Here is a 15,881-nt window from a genome sequence, read left to right as displayed (position 1 = left end):
ATATAATAGATTTTATGAGTTTTCCCTTTAGGGTATTTTTGCTTTAAGAAAGGAAGATACATACATATGTTCGGAATTGGTACAAGAGACCTTGGTATAGATTTGGGAACCGCGAATACGCTTGTGTTTGTTAAAGGTAAAGGAATCGTAGTGAGAGAGCCGTCTGTCGTTGCTCTGCAAACGGATACGAAGTCAATCGTTGCGGTCGGTAACGATGCGAAAAACATGATCGGAAGAACTCCGGGCAACGTGGTTGCGCTCCGTCCGATGAAAGACGGCGTTATCGCTGACTATGAAACAACTGCGACAATGATGAAATACTACATTAATCAGGCTGTGAAAAATAAAGGATTGTTTGCGAGAAAGCCGTACGTTATGGTGTGTGTGCCGTCAGGTATTACGGCCGTTGAAGAACGGGCGGTCATTGACGCGACAAGACAAGCGGGCGCACGTGACGCTTATCCGATTGAAGAACCGTTTGCGGCCGCAATCGGCGCGAATCTTCCGGTATGGGAGCCGACGGGCAGCATGGTCGTTGATATCGGCGGCGGAACAACTGAAGTGGCGATCATTTCTTTAGGCGGCATTGTCACGTCTCAGTCAATCCGCGTAGCCGGTGACGAAATGGACGACTCAATCATCAGCTATATCAGAAAAACATATAATCTGATGATCGGTGACCGTACGGCGGAAGCCATTAAAATGGAAATCGGTTCAGCAGAAACCGGTGAAGAAAATGCGTCAATGGAAATCCGCGGCCGCGATCTTCTGACAGGTCTGCCGAAAACGATCGAAATCACGGGAACGGAAATTGCAAATGCACTGCGTGATACAGTTCTCTCAATCGTTGATGCGGTGAAGAGCACGCTTGAAAAAACACCGCCTGAGCTGGCCGCTGACATTATGGACAGAGGTATTGTATTAACAGGGGGAGGCGCCCTGCTTCGCAATCTCGACAAAGTCATCAGCGACGAAACGAAAATGCCTGTTCTTATCGCTGAAGATCCGCTGGATTGTGTTGCGATCGGCACTGGAAAAGCACTGGAGCACATCCATCTTTTCAAAGGAAAAACAAGATAATCAGGAGTTAAATAGAAGAGGTGTATCACGATGCCGAACAAACGGTTAATGCTATTACTTCTGTGTATTATCATATTGGTGGCTATGATTGGATTCTCGCTGAAGAACGGCCGTAATACCACCTGGCCTGAAAAGCTGATCGGTGATACGACGGGAGTATTTCAAAACATTTTTCACACGCCTGCCGAATATTTTGCAGGGTTCTTCGGGGACATAAAAGACCTGAAAAACACGTACAAAGAAAACGAACGCTTAAGACAAAAGCTGGACGGACAGACACAATATGAAGCGAAGCTCCAAGAACTCAAAGATGAAAACAAGAAGCTGCGTGATGAACTCGGGCATGTCAAATCAATTTCCGACTATGATCCGATTTTAGCGACCGTTATCGCCAGAAACCCTGATCAATGGTACAAGCAGATCATGATCAATAAGGGAACGAAGCATAAAGTGGCCAAAGACATGGCTGTCACGAACGAAAAGGGTGCGCTGGTCGGGAAGATCAAAAGCAGCGGACTCAACAGTTTCACATCCGCCGTTCAGCTGCTGAGCGATGTTGACCGCAATAACAGAGTGGCCACCAAAATCTCCGGCAAAAAGGGAAGCAAAGGCTACGGTTTAATTGAAGGGTATGATAAAAAGAAACAGACCCTGAAAATGACCATCCTTGAACCGGATGAAAAACGTGAAGTGAAAAAAGGCGACCTCGTGGAGACCTCCGGAACGGGCGGCGTATTTCCTCAAGGGCTGACGGTCGGCGAAGTGACCGATGTAGAATCAGATGCTTACGGCCTGACGAAAATCGCTTATGTGAAACCGGCTGCCGACTTGTACGATCTTGACCATGTCATCGTCGTGAACCGAAGCGTAGCAACAGGGGAGGAAGGATCGTGAAACGTTTCCTTCTCCCTTTGATTATGATTTTGGTCTTTTGTGCGGAAAGCATCTATACCGATCTGGTGCGTTTTCCTTTCGTTTCCGTCGAGCAGCAGGTCGTTCCGCATTTTCTTTTGCTTGCGCTGATTTTTATGTCGGCTTATATCAACCAAAAGCATGCGGTGATCTACGGTTTCATTTTCGGATTTCTTTATGACATCAATTATACGGGTGTTTTAGGCGTTTATATGTTTGGTTTTGCCGGATTATGCTATCTGGCGGCCAAAGCGTTTAAAGTGCTGCAGACAAACGCCCTGATGGTTATTCTGGTCGCGGTGCTGAGCGTATGTGTGCTTGAATTTTACGTCTACGGCATTCAGACGTTAATCCGCAGCGGCACTATGACGTTTAACGATTTTGTCATTCAGCGGTTCTTGCCGACCGCTTTGCTGAATATCGCGGGAGCCGTTATATTAGTCCTGCCCTTTAGGCTGTTTTATATAAGTCTGAAGAAAGAATTAAGAGATGAGTAAAAAGGATTTTATCTTTTTTTGACGAAAAGAGTATGTTGTTGAGGTGAACATTGATGAAGACCAAAAAGCAGCAATATGTAACAATAAAAGGAACAAAAAACGGCTTAACATTGCATCTGGATGATGCGTGTTCTTTTGATGAGCTTCTCGATGGTCTTCAAAACATGCTGTCGATTGAACAATATACTGATGGCAAAGGCCAAAAAATCAGTGTTCATATTAAACTCGGGCATCGGTATCTGTATCAGGAACAGGCAGAGCAGCTGACTGATCTGATCGCGTCAAAGAAAGATTTAGTCGTGCATTCAATTGACAGTGAAGTCATCGCCAAAGAAGAAGCGCAGCGGATGAAAGAGGAGCAGGAAATTGTTTCGGTTTCCAAAATCGTCCGTTCGGGCCAGGTGCTTCACGTGACGGGAGATTTGCTTTTAATCGGAGATGTGAATCCCGGCGGTACGATCAGAGCCGGAGGAAATATATTTGTTCTCGGTTCATTAAAAGGGATTGCCCACGCGGGTTATAACGGAAATAACCGGGCTGTGATCGCCGCATCCGAAATGATGCCGACACAATTGAGGATCAATCACGTGTTAAATCGCTCCCCAGACCACATTCAAAAAGGGAACGACATGGAATGTGCTTATTTAGATACTGACGGAAATATGGTCATTGAACGCCTTCAGCAATTGGCTCATTTAAGACCTGATCTAACAAGGCTTGAGGGAGGAATGTGAAATTGGGTGAGGCTATCGTAATAACTTCGGGAAAAGGCGGAGTAGGTAAAACAACAACATCTGCAAACCTCGGTACCGCCTTAGCCATTTTAGGGAAGCGCGTCTGTTTGGTAGACACAGATATCGGACTGCGCAACCTTGATGTCGTAATGGGTCTTGAAAACAGAATTATTTACGACTTAGTAGATGTAATTGAAGGCAGATGCAAGACGCATCAGGCGCTTGTCAAAGACAAACGTTTTGATGATCTGCTTCATTTAATGCCGGCTGCCCAGACAAGCGACAAGACGGCTGTTGTCCCTGAGCAGATCAAATCGCTTGTGCAGGAGCTTAAGCAGGAATTTGATTATGTCATTATTGATTGTCCGGCCGGAATTGAACAAGGCTATAAAAATGCCGTCTCCGGAGCTGATAAGGCGATTGTTGTGACGACGCCGGAAATATCAGCGGTGCGGGACGCTGACCGCATTATCGGACTTTTGGAGCAGGAAGATATCGAACCGCCGCGCCTTATCGTGAACCGCATCAGAAATCACCTGGTGAAAAACGGTGACACGATGGATGTGGATGAAGTTGTTCATCATCTGTCTATTGATCTCCTCGGAATCGTTGCTGACGATGATGAAGTGATCAGGGCTTCAAATATCGGCGAACCGATTGCCATGAATTCCAAAAACCGCGCCAGCATTGCGTACCGCAATATCGCCCGGCGCATTTTAGGAGAATCCGTTCCTTTGCAGGTGCTTGAAGAGCAGCAAAAAGGGATGATGGCGAAAATCAAGTCATTTTTCGGCGTGCGTTCATAATATATACCAGAATACAAAGATCTGATGAAGCCCAGCTTATCAGGTCTTTTTTGTTTTTAAGAGCGCATATTTGCAATGGACAAGACATAGGATGTACAAACCCAACGATTGCAAAGGATGATGGCGATGAGTCACAGAGCTGATGAAATTAGAAAAAGACTGGCCAAAAGAAGAAAACAGCGGCCGGAATCAAAACGGACTTTCGTTCAAAACGCTCAAACGCAGAATTTTCCCGCGTGGCAGATGGTCAAGGAGCAGGAAAAGCACAAGCTTCTTCCGGACTACGAATATCAAACGGAACACCCGCCCGAATTTAACGGACGGCATCCATTGATCAGCGCTCATTCTATTATTTTAAAATGCCTGCTGGCCGCCTGTCTCGTACTGATCTCCGCTATTGCCTATAAAACTGACAAACAGCCGCTGAGTCAGATCAAACCGGCGATCGCACAAACCTTTCAAAAGAATTTCAGTTTGCTGCCGTAAGCAATTGGTTCGTATCTTCCTTCGGAAACCCGCTCGCTTTTCTTACGCCGGGAACGAAAAGAAGGACGGTCAGGTGGCGGTCAGTCAGGATATGGCCGTTCCTGCCGCGGGGAAAATCCAGCAGGACTTTCAAAATAACGGAGAGGGCGTCGTCGTCGAAACCGCCAGTGAAGCCATTGACAGCGTAAAAGAAGGCTACATTATGGAAGTGAGCAAAGATAAAAAACAGGGCTGACGGTGAAGGTGCAGCACGCCGACAATACAAGCAGCATTTACGGCCGGCTAAAAGATGTTAACGTTTCATTGTACGACTTTGTCGATAAAGGGAAAAAGATCGGTTCGATCAAGCTTAACGATAAAAGTAAAGGCCAGTACTATTTCGCGATCCAGGATGGCGATAAATTCATAGATCCGATCCAGGTGATCACTTTTGATGAATAAATGGCTCATCCTTCTTTTTAAAATTCATGTCCATCCTTTTCTTTGGATTATTATGGGGCTCGGTCTTATGACGGGGCACATCAAAGCGCTGCTGTGTCTTTTGCTGGTCGTATCCGTTCATGAGCTGGGGCATGCTGCTCTGGCTGTGTTTTTTTCGTGGCGCATTAAACGCATCTTTCTGCTGCCTTTCGGCGGGACGGTTGAGGTGGAGGAGCACGGAAACCGGCCGCTAAAAGAGGAATTCGCGGTCATTTTGGCGGGCCCGCTTCAGCATGTGTGGCTTCAGGCGGCAGCCTGGCTCTTTTTCATGTCAGGCTTTGCAAGTGAGCAGACATTTGAGATGTTTACCTTTTATAATCTCTCCATTCTTTTCATCAATCTTTTGCCGATCTGGCCGCTTGACGGCGGCAAGTTCGTGTTTTTATACTTCTCTAAACAAATGGCTTTTCAAAAAGCGCATCTCCTCAGCCTGCAGACATCGGCCGTTTCCGCGCTTTTGCTCTGCTGCTGGATTGTGCTGGCCGTCCCCCTTCAGGTCAGCGCATGGGTGCTGTTCGTCTTTCTCGCCGCTTCTTTATGGGATGAATACCGGAAGCGGCATTATATTCAGCTGAGGTTTCTTTTGGAGAGATACTACGGCAAAAACAGCGATGTCGCCATGCTGCATCCTTTGACGGTCGCGGCCGATGCCAAAGTAAAGCATGTCATGGCCGAATTCAAACGGGGATGCAAGCACCCCATTATCATTGAAAAAGCCGGCGAAAAGCTCAGCCAGCTCGATGAAAATGAAGTGCTTCATGCGTATTTTGCCGATAAACGGACAGATTCCTCTATGGAAGACCTGCTGCTGCCTTACTAGAAATAGATTGACATATCCTTTTGGTTCTGATATATTTTTTAATGTTATGGATGTAGCACCAATGCTACAACCGCTCGGGACAGGTGATAAGAGCTTTAAAGCCCCCTGTTGCTGGCGAGTCTTAGTCTAATAGGAGGTGCAGAGAATGTACGCAATCATTAAAACAGGCGGAAAACAAATCAAAGTTGAAGAAGGTCAAACTGTTTACATCGAAAAACTTGCTGCTGAAGCAGGTGAAACAGTGACGTTTGAAGACGTATTGTTTGTTGGCGGAGACAGCGTGAAAGTCGGCAACCCAACAGTTGCAGGCGCGACAGTTACAGCTAAAGTTGAAAAACAAGGCCGTGCGAAAAAAATCACTGTTTTCCGTTACAAGCCAAAGAAAAATGTTCATAAAAAACAAGGTCATCGTCAGCCTTATACTAAATTGACAATCGAAAAAATCAACGCGTAAGCATGATTGAGGCAACAATTCGAAGATCCCGGAATGACGGAGGCATTTTGTCCTTTGAAATGACGGGACATGCCGATTTTGCTGAACATGGACGAGATCTCGTTTGCGCCGGGGTCACGGCTGTCGTTTTCGGAGCGGTCAATGCGGTTATCGCGCTGGCTCCTCTCGAACCGATTCTTGATATAGGCGAGGACGGGGGTTATTTCTACTTTGAATTCCCTGAAGCCCCTGATCAGGAAGCTTTGCAAAAAGCGCAGCTGCTGATTGAAGGCATGATTGTTTCTCTTGAAACGATCGAGCGGGATTACAGTGAACACTTACGGTTGACTGCAAACCAAATATAGGAGGTGAGTTACATGCTTAGATTAGATCTTCAGTTTTTCGCTTCTAAAAAAGGTGTAGGTTCTACAAAGAACGGACGTGACTCTGAATCTAAACGTTTAGGCGCTAAACGTGCAGACGGTCAATTCGTAACAGGCGGATCTATCCTTTACCGTCAACGCGGAACGAAAATCTACCCAGGTGAAAACGTGGGCCGCGGAGGAGATGACACTCTTTTTGCTAAAATCGACGGAACTGTTAAATTCGAACGTTTCGGCCGTGACCGCAAAAAAGTGAGCGTATATCCTGTAGCTCAATAATGACACAAAAAACTCCGGTCGTTGACTGGAGTTTTTTTGCAGTAAGCGGAGTAACATCAAGAATGAAAAGCAGAGGATGCGTGAGTGAACCCCGCCTTGAATGAGGACATCAGCTTCTCATACCCACTGGATATGTTCCCCAAGCAGTGATACCAAAAATGTTTCTGCCTGGCATCCGCATTGTATGCGATCCGAAAAAGGAACATGATGAACCAGGAAAAACAAGTGTTTTTTTAACAAAGCCTTCTCTGTTATAATTCATAGTACACACTTATCAAGACTCCTAAAAAGAAATTAAACGATTGGGAGTGCGAAAATGAAGGATGTATCGAAGAAACAAGAAGAACCTGTAAGCGATGCGGCTCTGATCAATGAACTGATCCAATTAATGGGCCATTTCCGTCATGATTGGATGAATAAGCTGCAGCTGATAAAAGGAAACTTAAGTTTGCAGAAGTATGACAGGGTCGTTGAAATTATTGACGAAATGGTCATAGATGCAAAGCACGAATCAAAGCTCTCAAACCTGAAAACCCCGCACTTGGCGTTTGACTTTCTGACATTTAATTGGAAGTCTCGTTATATGAGGCTCGAATACGAAGTGCTCGGAGAAATTAAAGATTTATCGGCATATGATCAAAAGCTGTCGAACCTGATGAGAAAACTGTTTCATCTGTTCGGTCTGGCGGTAAGCAATGAAAGTGAAAATCATCTGACCGTATCGCTGCAGACAGATCACCCTGACAGACAGCTTATTGTATATCTCGATTTTCATGGAACGATTGCAAATGCAGATGTGTTTGATGAATTTCGCAAATCGCGGTATGAGGACTTTGATGTCATGCAATTTGAGCTGACCGGCCATGAATGTGTGGCCGAAATTGGAATGAACTAGCGGTTTTTACGGTTTAGAACGGAGGATATTATGTTTGTAGATCAGGTGAAAGTATATGTAAAAGGCGGCGACGGCGGTAACGGAATGGTTGCGTTCCGCCGTGAAAAATATGTGCCGAAAGGCGGGCCTGCCGGCGGAGACGGAGGTAATGGAGGCGACGTCGTTTTTGAGGTTGATGAAGGACTGCGCACGCTTATGGACTTCCGGTACCAACGCCATTTCAAAGCGATACGCGGCGAGCACGGCATGTCTAAAAACCAGCACGGCAGAAATGCGGACGATATGGTAGTTAAAGTTCCGCCCGGCACAGTCGTAACGGATGACGATACAAAACAGGTCATTGCCGATCTGACAGAGCACGGGCAGCGCGCCGTCATCGCGAAAGGCGGACGCGGCGGACGCGGAAATACCCGCTTTGCGACCCCGGCCAACCCGGCACCGCAGCTGTCAGAGCACGGAGAGCCCGGAAAAGAGCGCTATATCGTGCTTGAACTGAAAGTGCTTGCAGACGTAGGTCTCGTCGGCTTCCCGAGCGTCGGAAAATCTACGCTTCTGTCTGTCGTTTCATCGGCAAAGCCGAAAATCGCCGATTATCATTTTACGACGCTTGTTCCGAATCTGGGCATGGTGGAAACGGATGACGGAAGAAGCTTCGTCATGGCGGATCTGCCCGGTTTGATTGAAGGAGCGCACGAAGGAGTCGGCTTAGGCCACCAATTTCTCCGCCATATCGAACGGACGCGCGTCATCGTTCACGTTATTGACATGTCAGCGATGGAAGGCCGTGATCCGTATGAGGATTATGTGACCATTAATCAGGAGCTCAGTGAATATAATCTGCGGCTGACGGAGCGTCCGCAAATTATCGTTGCGAATAAAATGGACATGCCCGAAGCGGCTGAAAATCTTAAAGCGTTTAAAGAAAAGCTTCAGGATGACCATCCTGTCTTCCCGATCAGCGCGGTGACGAGAGAAGGGCTCCGCGATCTTCTGTTTGAAGTCGCCAATCAGCTGGAAACAACGCCTGAATTCCCGCTGTATGATGAAGAAGAACTGGCGGAAAACCGTGTAATGTACACGATGGAAGATGAAGAAATTCCATTTGACATTACCCGTGATCCGGACGGCGCGTTTGTGCTTTCAGGTGACAGTCTGGAACGCCTCTTTAAAATGACTGACTTCTCCCGTGACGAATCAGTCAAGCGTTTTGCAAGACAGATGCGCGGTATGGGCGTTGATGAAGCGCTCAGAGAACGCGGTGCTAAAGACGGCGATATCATCCGGCTGTTGGAATTTGAATTTGAATTTATTGATTAAAAAGACGGAGAGCTTGCAATGCAGGCTCTCTGATGTAAAAGGGAGGGGTGCAGGTGAAAGAAGAGACATTTTATTTAGTGCGTGAAGACGTTCTGCCTGATGCGATGCGGAAAACCCTTGAAGTCAAAAAGCTGCTCGACAGAAAAAAGGCTGAATCGGTTGCAGATGCCGTGCAGAAAGTTGATTTAAGCAGAAGCGCTTTTTACAAATACCGAGATGCGGTTTTCCCTTTTTACACGATGGTTAAAGAACAAATAATCACACTTTTCTTTCATTTGGAGGATCGGTCAGGCGCGTTATCCCAGCTTTTGCAGGCGGTGGCTGACTCAGGAAGCAACGTGCTTTCCATTCACCAGACGATTCCGCTTCAGGGCAGGGCGAATGTCACGCTCTCAATCAGTACGTCCGCAATGGAAGAAAACATTCATACGTTAATGAATAAAATGAGAAAATTTGATTTTATAGAAAAAGTTGAGATCTTAGGGTCAGGCGCGTAAGGAGAGAAGAGACATGAAAGTCGGTTATTTAGGGCCAGAAGCCACATTTACACATCTAGCAGTCAGTTCCTGCTTTCAAAACAGCGTGACACAAGCACCTTATCAAACAATACCGGCATGCATGGATGCGGCGGTTGCGGGAGAAGTTGATCTTGCATTTGTTCCTTTGGAAAACGCGCTGGAGGGCTCGGTTAACTTAACGATTGACTACTTGATTCATGAGCAGCCTCTTGCGATCGTGGGGGAAATGACGCTGCCGATTCACCAGCATCTGCTCGTTCACCCTTCGAGAGAAAATGAGTGGAAAAAGCTTGAGAAAATTTATTCTCATTCCCATGCGATTGCGCAATGCCACAAATTTCTTCACCGGCATTTTTCGTCCGTTCCTTATGAGTATGCGAAGTCAACAGGTGCGGCGGCCAAGTATGTCAGTGAGCATTCGGACCTTCCGATCGGCGTGATTGCAAATGAAATGGCGGCCGCTACATACGGATTGAGCATCGTGAAGCGGGATATTCAGGATTATCAGGACAACCACACGAGATTTGTCATTCTTTCGCCTGAAAAAGACGTCTCATTCGAAGTGAATGCGAAACTGTCTTCACGGCCGAAAACGACGATGATGGTAACGCTTCCCCAAGATGACCAATCAGGCGCGCTGCACAGGGTGCTGTCCGCTTTTTCATGGAGAAACCTGAATTTATCAAAGATCGAATCGCGCCCGACAAAAACGGGTCTCGGCAACTATTTCTTTATTATTGATATTGAACAGGCGATGGATCAGGTTCTCATTCCCGGTGCCGTTCAAGAGATGGAAGCCCTCGGCTGCCGGGTCAAGCTTCTGGGAACATATCAATCCTATTCGATATAAAAAAAGCCCTTCGAGGGGTCTTTTTTTAATCTTTTATTAAAATACCCGCGTCGTCCAGCGCTTGGCAGGCTTGGTCAATCCGCTCTTTTGTCGGGGCGCTTAACGTATGGAGATGCACGCCTCCGGTCAGCTGTGAAAGGTAAGCGGCATTTGTCGAGTTAATGTGATCCATGAATTGTTTGACTTCTTTCCGTGTGCTGACTCTTATGGCGGCGGTTAAATCGCCGTATACGGGGTGTTCAATAATGACGTCCTTTATGGTGACGCCTTCATCGACAATGAGTTCAAGCTCTTCTTCCGTCCGCTCCGGGCCGTGCAGGCAGGCGATAATCCGTTCGGCGTTTTTTTCGCCGCCGGCATTCATGCTGATGTATAAATAGCCTTGGCTCGTCGCGATAATCGGTTCGCTTTTTGCTTTCAAGAGCGATATGTCCTGCACGATCACCTGTCTTGAAACATTTGCTTTTTTGGCCAATTCGCCTCCTGTTAATGGCGAGCCGGCTTCTTTCAGCCAATGAAGCAGCATGTCGCGTCTTTTCGCCCCAGTAAGCTTCGTTCCTTCTGTCAAATTGCTGATTCTCCTTTCTTTTGCTCCCATAGCGCCGTAAATGTATGTATCAGCATATCGAGCTGTTCACATGTTGTTTCGTTTCCGAATGAGATCCGGAAAAACTGCCGCGCTTCCCGTTCAGTTTTTCTCAGCGCCTTCATAGCTGAAGAAGGGCCGTGGCTGCCGGCGGAACATGCGCTCCCGGTTGAGATGCAAATATCGTTACGATTACATTCTAACATAATATATTGTCCTTCAAAGGAGTGAAAAAAACACCCGACAATGTGGGGCAGGCATTCACCGCCGGTTTCTTTCTCTGAAAATGAAATGGGGAGACCTTGACGCCTAATTTGGTCATACAAATAATTCCTCAGCCTGTCAGCATGCTCACGGTGTTCCTCCATATGTTTCACTGCATACTCCGCAGCAGCGGTAAAAGCGCCGATGGCCGGCACATTCACCGTACCGGGCCTGAACCCGTTTTCATGTACGGTATGCGGATAAACCGGATTCCAGCTGACACCGGGCCGAATGTAAACAGCCCCGGTGCCTTTCGGGCCGTATACTTTATGACCGGAGACGGAAAGGGCGTCGATTCCCGCCTGATCCGCATCAATCGGCAGTTTGCCGAAACTTTGAACACAATCGCAATGCAGCAAAATGTTTCTCTGGTGAAGAAAAGCGGCCAGACGATTCACAGGCTGGATGAGGCCGGTTTCTGAATTGGCGTGCTGTATAGAAACGAGCCCCGTGTCAGGTCGGATATGAGCCGCCAGTATGTCCTCGGTTATAAGGCCGTTTTCGTCGGGATATATGATAGTGACATCAATTCCCCGGTCAGCTAAAAACGCCGCGGCATTATGGATCGAGTGGTGTTCCATTGCGGTCGTAATAAAATGTTTTTTGTGGTCGGGCAGACCGTGCAGCAATGATTGGACGGCCAAGATGTTCGCTTCCGTTCCGCCGCTTGTAAAGTAAATGCCGTCTGCCGCTCCGCCGATCAATTTTCCTGCAGAATGTCTGCAATATTCCAGCACGTCCGCCGCTCTTCCTCCGGCGTCATGAAGGCTGCTTGCATTGCCGTATACCTCTGTGCTGAGATGCTGAAAGACTTTCGCGGCTTCTTTGCTTAAAGGCGTTCCCGCCGCGTAATCAAGATAAATCATACAGCCCGTCTCCTATCCGTTTATGTTAAAAAAAGCTTGAGTTTATTTTATCGTTGTGTAAATATAGGTGTCAAGACAGGTGTAAATATAACAGGAGGGTGATGTATGTCTGAAAAAACAATTATCGTCATTGGTTCGGGGACGGCGGCCCTTGCCTGTGCTTCCTCATTTCCTCCGTCATACCAAGTGACCGTCATTACAAAGAGAAACGTAACGAACAGCAATTCGCATTATGCTCAAGGCGGGATTGCTGTTTCATACGCAAAAGATGACTCTATAGAATCCCATGTGAACGATACACTGTATGCGGGATGCGGACACAATGACGTGACAGCCGTGCGGCATTTGCTGAAAAGCGGACAGAGCATGATAAACAGGCTGATAGAAGGCCATTTCCCTTTTGATACGAAGTCGGATGGAACCTTTTGTCTCGGCAGGGAAGGCGCTCATTCCAAAAGGAGGATTCTGCACGCCGGGGGAGATGCGACCGGACGGATGCTGGTTGAGTTTCTGGTTCAGCAGCTGAGGGACGGCATTCGGATCATTGAACACGAGACGGTTGTTGATCTGCTGATTGAACACGGGCGATGCGCAGGCGTTGCCGTAAAGGATGCTTCAGGCGCCGTTTCTTACAGAAGGGCGGATTGTGTAGTGCTTGCTTCAGGCGGCTGCGGCAGTCTGTACCAATATCACACAAATGATTCCGCCATAACGGGAGACGGCATCGCTCTTGCCTTCCGTGCGGGAGCTGAGATCACGGATATGGAGTTCACCCAGTTCCACCCGACCCTCCTTGTGAAAAACGGGACTGTGTACGGTCTGATTTCTGAAGCAGTGAGAGGAGAAGGCGGATATTTAGCGGATCGCTTCGGGCGCAGGATCATGGCTGGCAGACACGCGCTTGAAGATTTGGCGCCCCGGGATGTGGTTTCACGGGCGATTTATGAAGAAATGATGAAAGAAAATCCTGTTTTTATAAATTGCAGCCGAATAGCCGATTTTAACAAACGTTTTCCGACCATAACAGAAATTTGTCAAACAGCCGGCGTTGATCTTGAAAGCGGGATTCCTGTAGCACCCGGAATGCATTTTTTAATGGGCGGAGTAAAAGCCGGTACATGGGGGAAAACGTCCGTGCCTGATTTGTACGCTATAGGCGAGACCGCCTGCACAGGCTTGCACGGGGCGAACCGCCTTGCGAGCAACTCACTGCTGGAAGCGCTGGCAAGCGGGCAACGATGTGCTGAACATATCATTCAAACACCGTTAAACGGAAGATATAAAAAACCCCGAAGAAATCTGATGTCATCTTACAAGTGCCGGACACAACGCTTCATGTCCTTCAAGCCAAAATGACAACCGGAGCGGGCATCGTCAGGGAAAAGAAAACCTGCAGGCGCTGGCATCCTGGCTTAACAACGTCTCTGTGCGTCATATAAATGTGAAGGATATCACAATGGAACAAGCCGAGCTATCCTGCCTATGGAAGACTGCGCAATTTGTTGTGACCTCAGCCCTTATTCGGGAAGAAAGCAGAGGCGCTCATTTTCGCACTGATTTTCCCGGGACGGAGAAAGAGTGGCATGGAAAACAAATCATTCATTCAACATCTGGAACAGTTATCAGAAAAAACGAAAGGATTGGGGAACTATGGACATTCTGCAGCTGAAACAAATGCTGACTCATTTTTTTCAGGAAGATATCGGAACGGGTGATGCGACGTCACAAGCGATTTTTTCTGATCAGCAATGTAAAGCGCGGATCATCGCAAAAACAGACGGCGTGTTTGCCGGAGAAGACGTTATCCGTGGAGGATGGAAGCTTTTACACGATGATATCCGCATCCGCTCCCTGAAAAAAGACGGAGAACGGATGAAAAGAGGAGACGTGCTCGCTGAAATGGAAGGCCGGGCGGCAGCTCTTCTTACGGGGGAGCGGGTCATTCTGAATCTCATACAAAGAATGTCAGGCATTGCGACCATGACGGATGAGGCCAAAAGGCGTCTTGATGATCCGTCCATCAAGCTTTGTGATACGAGAAAAACGACACCCGGGCTCAGAATGCTGGAAAAATACGCCGTTCGGGTCGGAGGCGGCTTTAATCATCGCTTCGGCTTATATGACGGCATCATGATTAAAGATAATCATATTGCCGCCTGCGGATCGATAAAGGCAGCCGTGGAGCGGGCAAGAAAAACGGCGGGGCAGATGCTTGCGGTGGAAGTCGAAATCGAATCCGAACAGCAGCTGCTCGAGGCAATAGAAGCGGGCGCAGACATTATTATGTTTGACAACTGTCCGCCTGAGTCCGTCCGGCGTTTTGCAGGCATGACACCGGGTCATATCAAAACGGAAGCATCCGGAGGCATAACACTCGACACATTGCCCGCTTATAAAGGGACGGGCGTCCAATATATTTCACTCGGATTTCTAACTCATTCAGTAAAAAGCGCCGACATCAGCATGGATGTTGAGGCTGCGGAACAGGGGGATTTTTAAGATGTCTATTTTTGACGTGCTAACTGCATCAGCCGAAATGATGCCGAGCCATTATAAAGACATGAGCACCGGAGAAATGGAAAAGCGTGTCGCCGCCATTAAACGGGATTTCGGAAAGCGCCTGTTCATTCCAGGGCATCACTATCAAAAAGACGAAGTGATACAATTCGCCGATACGGCAGGTGACTCCCTGCAGCTTGCTCAAGTGGCAGAAAAAATAAAGAGGCGGAATATATTGTGTTTTGCGGCGTGCATTTTATGGCGGAAACCGCTGATATGCTGACTGATGATAACCAAACCGTCATTTTGCCTGACATGCGCGCCGGATGCTCGATGGCTGATATGGCAGATATTCAGCAGACGGACAAAGCATGGAAAGAGCTTCAAGAACTGTACGGTAACACCATCATTCCGTTAACATATGTTAACTCGACGGCGGAAATTAAAGCATTCGTCGGACGGCACGGAGGAGCGACCGTCACCTCTTCGAATGCCCGGAGTGTGCTGAAATGGGCTTTTAAACAAAAAGAAAGAATTTTATTTTTGCCGGATCAGCATTTAGGCAGAAATACGGCCTATGACCTCGGCATTCCGCTGACAGAAATGGCTGTATGGGACCCGGGGCAGAACCGATTGCTTACTGACCATCCGGAAAACATTAAAGTCATCCTTTGGAAAGGGCATTGCTCCGTACACGAAAAGTTTACAGCGGAAAATATTTCTCAGCTGCGGCAGCGGGATTCCGGCATCCGCATTATCGTTCATCCGGAATGTTCGCGGGAAGTGGTCTCGCTCAGTGACGACAGCGGGTCTACCAAATATATTATTGATACGATTGAACAGGCAGAACCGGGAAGCAAGTGGGCGATCGGCACGGAAATGAATCTTGTTCAGCGCCTCATTCACTCGCACCCGGATAAACAGATTGAATCATTGAATCCCGATATGTGTCCGTGTCTGACAATGAACAGAATCGACCTGCCGCATTTATTGTGGTCGCTTGAGCAGCTTGAAAAAGGCGAGCCGAAGGGTGTCATTAAAGTTCCGGAAGCGGTTCGGACAGAAGCGCTTCGTGCTTTGAACAGAATGCTGAGTCATACGTAATCATAAAAATTTCCCCTCCTTCCCAAATTTTTTATCATCATGCCCAGTCCCCCGGCATATAGTGTGAAGAAA

At 47.6% G+C, this 15,881-nt stretch carries 16 protein-coding genes, 3 pseudogenes and 1 other annotated feature; of the genes and pseudogenes, 17 read left to right on the top strand and 2 right to left on the bottom strand.

What is annotated here, in order from left to right; translation table 11 throughout:
- Positions 1-66: 66 nt before the first annotated feature.
- The 14 genes and pseudogenes from mreB (at position 67) to pheA (ending at position 10,490) form a co-directional block, all read left to right on the top strand.
- Positions 67-1,080, top strand: a complete 1,014-nt coding sequence (mreB, locus tag D368_RS06045) for a cell shape-determining protein MreB (RefSeq protein WP_003152647.1) — start codon at positions 67-69, stop codon at positions 1,078-1,080.
- A gap of 30 nt (positions 1,081-1,110) precedes the next feature.
- Positions 1,111-1,974: a rod shape-determining protein MreC gene (gene mreC, locus D368_RS06040; protein ID WP_003152649.1), complete on the top strand. Its 864-nt coding sequence runs from the start codon at positions 1,111-1,113 to the stop codon at positions 1,972-1,974.
- Positions 1,971-2,489: a rod shape-determining protein MreD gene (gene mreD, locus D368_RS06035; protein WP_003152650.1), complete on the top strand. Its 519-nt coding sequence runs from the start codon at positions 1,971-1,973 to the stop codon at positions 2,487-2,489. Before mreC ends, mreD begins: the two co-directional genes overlap by 4 nt.
- Before the next feature lie 53 nt (positions 2,490-2,542).
- Entirely contained in the window at positions 2,543-3,223 is a 681-nt protein-coding gene (gene minC, locus D368_RS06030) for a septum site-determining protein MinC (protein WP_003152653.1), read from the top strand.
- A gap of 2 nt (positions 3,224-3,225) precedes the next feature.
- Entirely contained in the window at positions 3,226-4,029 is an 804-nt protein-coding gene (gene minD / locus D368_RS06025) for a septum site-determining protein MinD (RefSeq protein ID WP_003152655.1), read from the top strand.
- Positions 4,030-4,155: 126 nt separating this feature from the next.
- Positions 4,156-4,956 (top strand): annotated as a pseudogene (locus D368_RS06020) (peptidoglycan DD-metalloendopeptidase family protein).
- Positions 4,949-5,815, top strand: a complete 867-nt coding sequence (locus D368_RS06015) for a M50 family metallopeptidase (protein ID WP_061890749.1) — start codon at positions 4,949-4,951, stop codon at positions 5,813-5,815. Before D368_RS06020 ends, D368_RS06015 begins: the two are co-directional and overlap by 8 nt.
- 58 nt (positions 5,816-5,873) lie before the next feature.
- Positions 5,874-5,947, top strand: a sequence feature (ribosomal protein L21 leader region).
- A gap of 13 nt (positions 5,948-5,960) precedes the next feature.
- Positions 5,961-6,269, top strand: a complete 309-nt coding sequence (gene rplU / locus D368_RS06010; protein WP_003152660.1) for a 50S ribosomal protein L21 — start codon at positions 5,961-5,963, stop codon at positions 6,267-6,269.
- A 2-nt stretch (positions 6,270-6,271) separates the two neighbouring features.
- Complete coding sequence (locus tag D368_RS06005) at positions 6,272-6,613, top strand: ribosomal-processing cysteine protease Prp (RefSeq protein WP_128574632.1); 342 nt, start codon at positions 6,272-6,274, stop codon at positions 6,611-6,613.
- A gap of 12 nt (positions 6,614-6,625) precedes the next feature.
- A complete protein-coding gene (gene rpmA / locus D368_RS06000) occupies positions 6,626-6,910 on the top strand; it encodes a 50S ribosomal protein L27 (RefSeq protein WP_003152662.1) in 285 nt (94 codons plus the stop codon).
- 316 nt (positions 6,911-7,226) lie between these two features.
- Positions 7,227-7,805, top strand: a complete 579-nt coding sequence (locus D368_RS05995) for a sporulation initiation phosphotransferase B (protein ID WP_003152664.1) — start codon at positions 7,227-7,229, stop codon at positions 7,803-7,805.
- A gap of 30 nt (positions 7,806-7,835) precedes the next feature.
- Positions 7,836-9,122, top strand: a complete 1,287-nt coding sequence (obgE, locus tag D368_RS05990) for a GTPase ObgE (protein WP_003152665.1) — start codon at positions 7,836-7,838, stop codon at positions 9,120-9,122.
- A 53-nt stretch (positions 9,123-9,175) separates the two neighbouring features.
- Positions 9,176-9,619, top strand: coding sequence for a transcriptional regulator ThrR (gene thrR / locus D368_RS05985; RefSeq protein WP_003152667.1), 444 nt, complete (start codon positions 9,176-9,178; stop codon positions 9,617-9,619).
- A 13-nt stretch (positions 9,620-9,632) separates the two neighbouring features.
- Positions 9,633-10,490, top strand: a complete 858-nt coding sequence (gene pheA, locus D368_RS05980) for a prephenate dehydratase (RefSeq protein ID WP_003152668.1) — start codon at positions 9,633-9,635, stop codon at positions 10,488-10,490.
- Positions 10,491-10,515: 25 nt separating this feature from the next.
- On the opposite strand, the gene D368_RS05975 is transcribed toward pheA, so the two are convergent.
- Both D368_RS05975 and D368_RS05970 read right to left on the bottom strand, forming a co-directional pair.
- Positions 10,516-11,058: a transcription repressor NadR gene (locus D368_RS05975; protein ID WP_071391547.1), complete on the bottom strand. Its 543-nt coding sequence runs from the start codon at positions 11,056-11,058 to the stop codon at positions 10,516-10,518.
- Positions 11,055-12,206, bottom strand: coding sequence for an IscS subfamily cysteine desulfurase (locus D368_RS05970; RefSeq protein ID WP_071391548.1), 1,152 nt, complete (start codon positions 12,204-12,206; stop codon positions 11,055-11,057). Before D368_RS05970 ends, D368_RS05975 begins: the two co-directional genes overlap by 4 nt.
- Positions 12,207-12,311: 105 nt before the next feature.
- Here D368_RS05970 and nadB point away from each other — a divergent pair.
- From nadB to nadA, 3 genes and pseudogenes are all read left to right on the top strand, one after another.
- Positions 12,312-13,875: pseudogene (gene nadB, locus D368_RS05965) on the top strand (L-aspartate oxidase).
- The gene (gene nadC / locus D368_RS05960; protein ID WP_071391550.1) at positions 13,857-14,705 is read left to right on the top strand and encodes a carboxylating nicotinate-nucleotide diphosphorylase; all 849 of its coding nucleotides are present in this window, start codon (positions 13,857-13,859) and stop codon (positions 14,703-14,705) included. Before nadB ends, nadC begins: the two are co-directional and overlap by 19 nt.
- A gap of 1 nt (position 14,706) precedes the next feature.
- Positions 14,707-15,809: pseudogene (nadA, locus tag D368_RS05955) on the top strand (quinolinate synthase NadA).
- Positions 15,810-15,881 lie beyond the last annotated feature (72 nt).

The sequence above is a fragment of the Paenibacillus lentimorbus NRRL B-30488 genome (assembly GCF_000411595.1).
In the GTDB taxonomy this organism is placed as follows: domain Bacteria; phylum Bacillota; class Bacilli; order Bacillales; family Bacillaceae; genus Bacillus; species Bacillus velezensis.
Note: the sequence above shows the minus strand (reverse complement) of the source record. Positions and strands in the feature narration are given on the sequence as shown.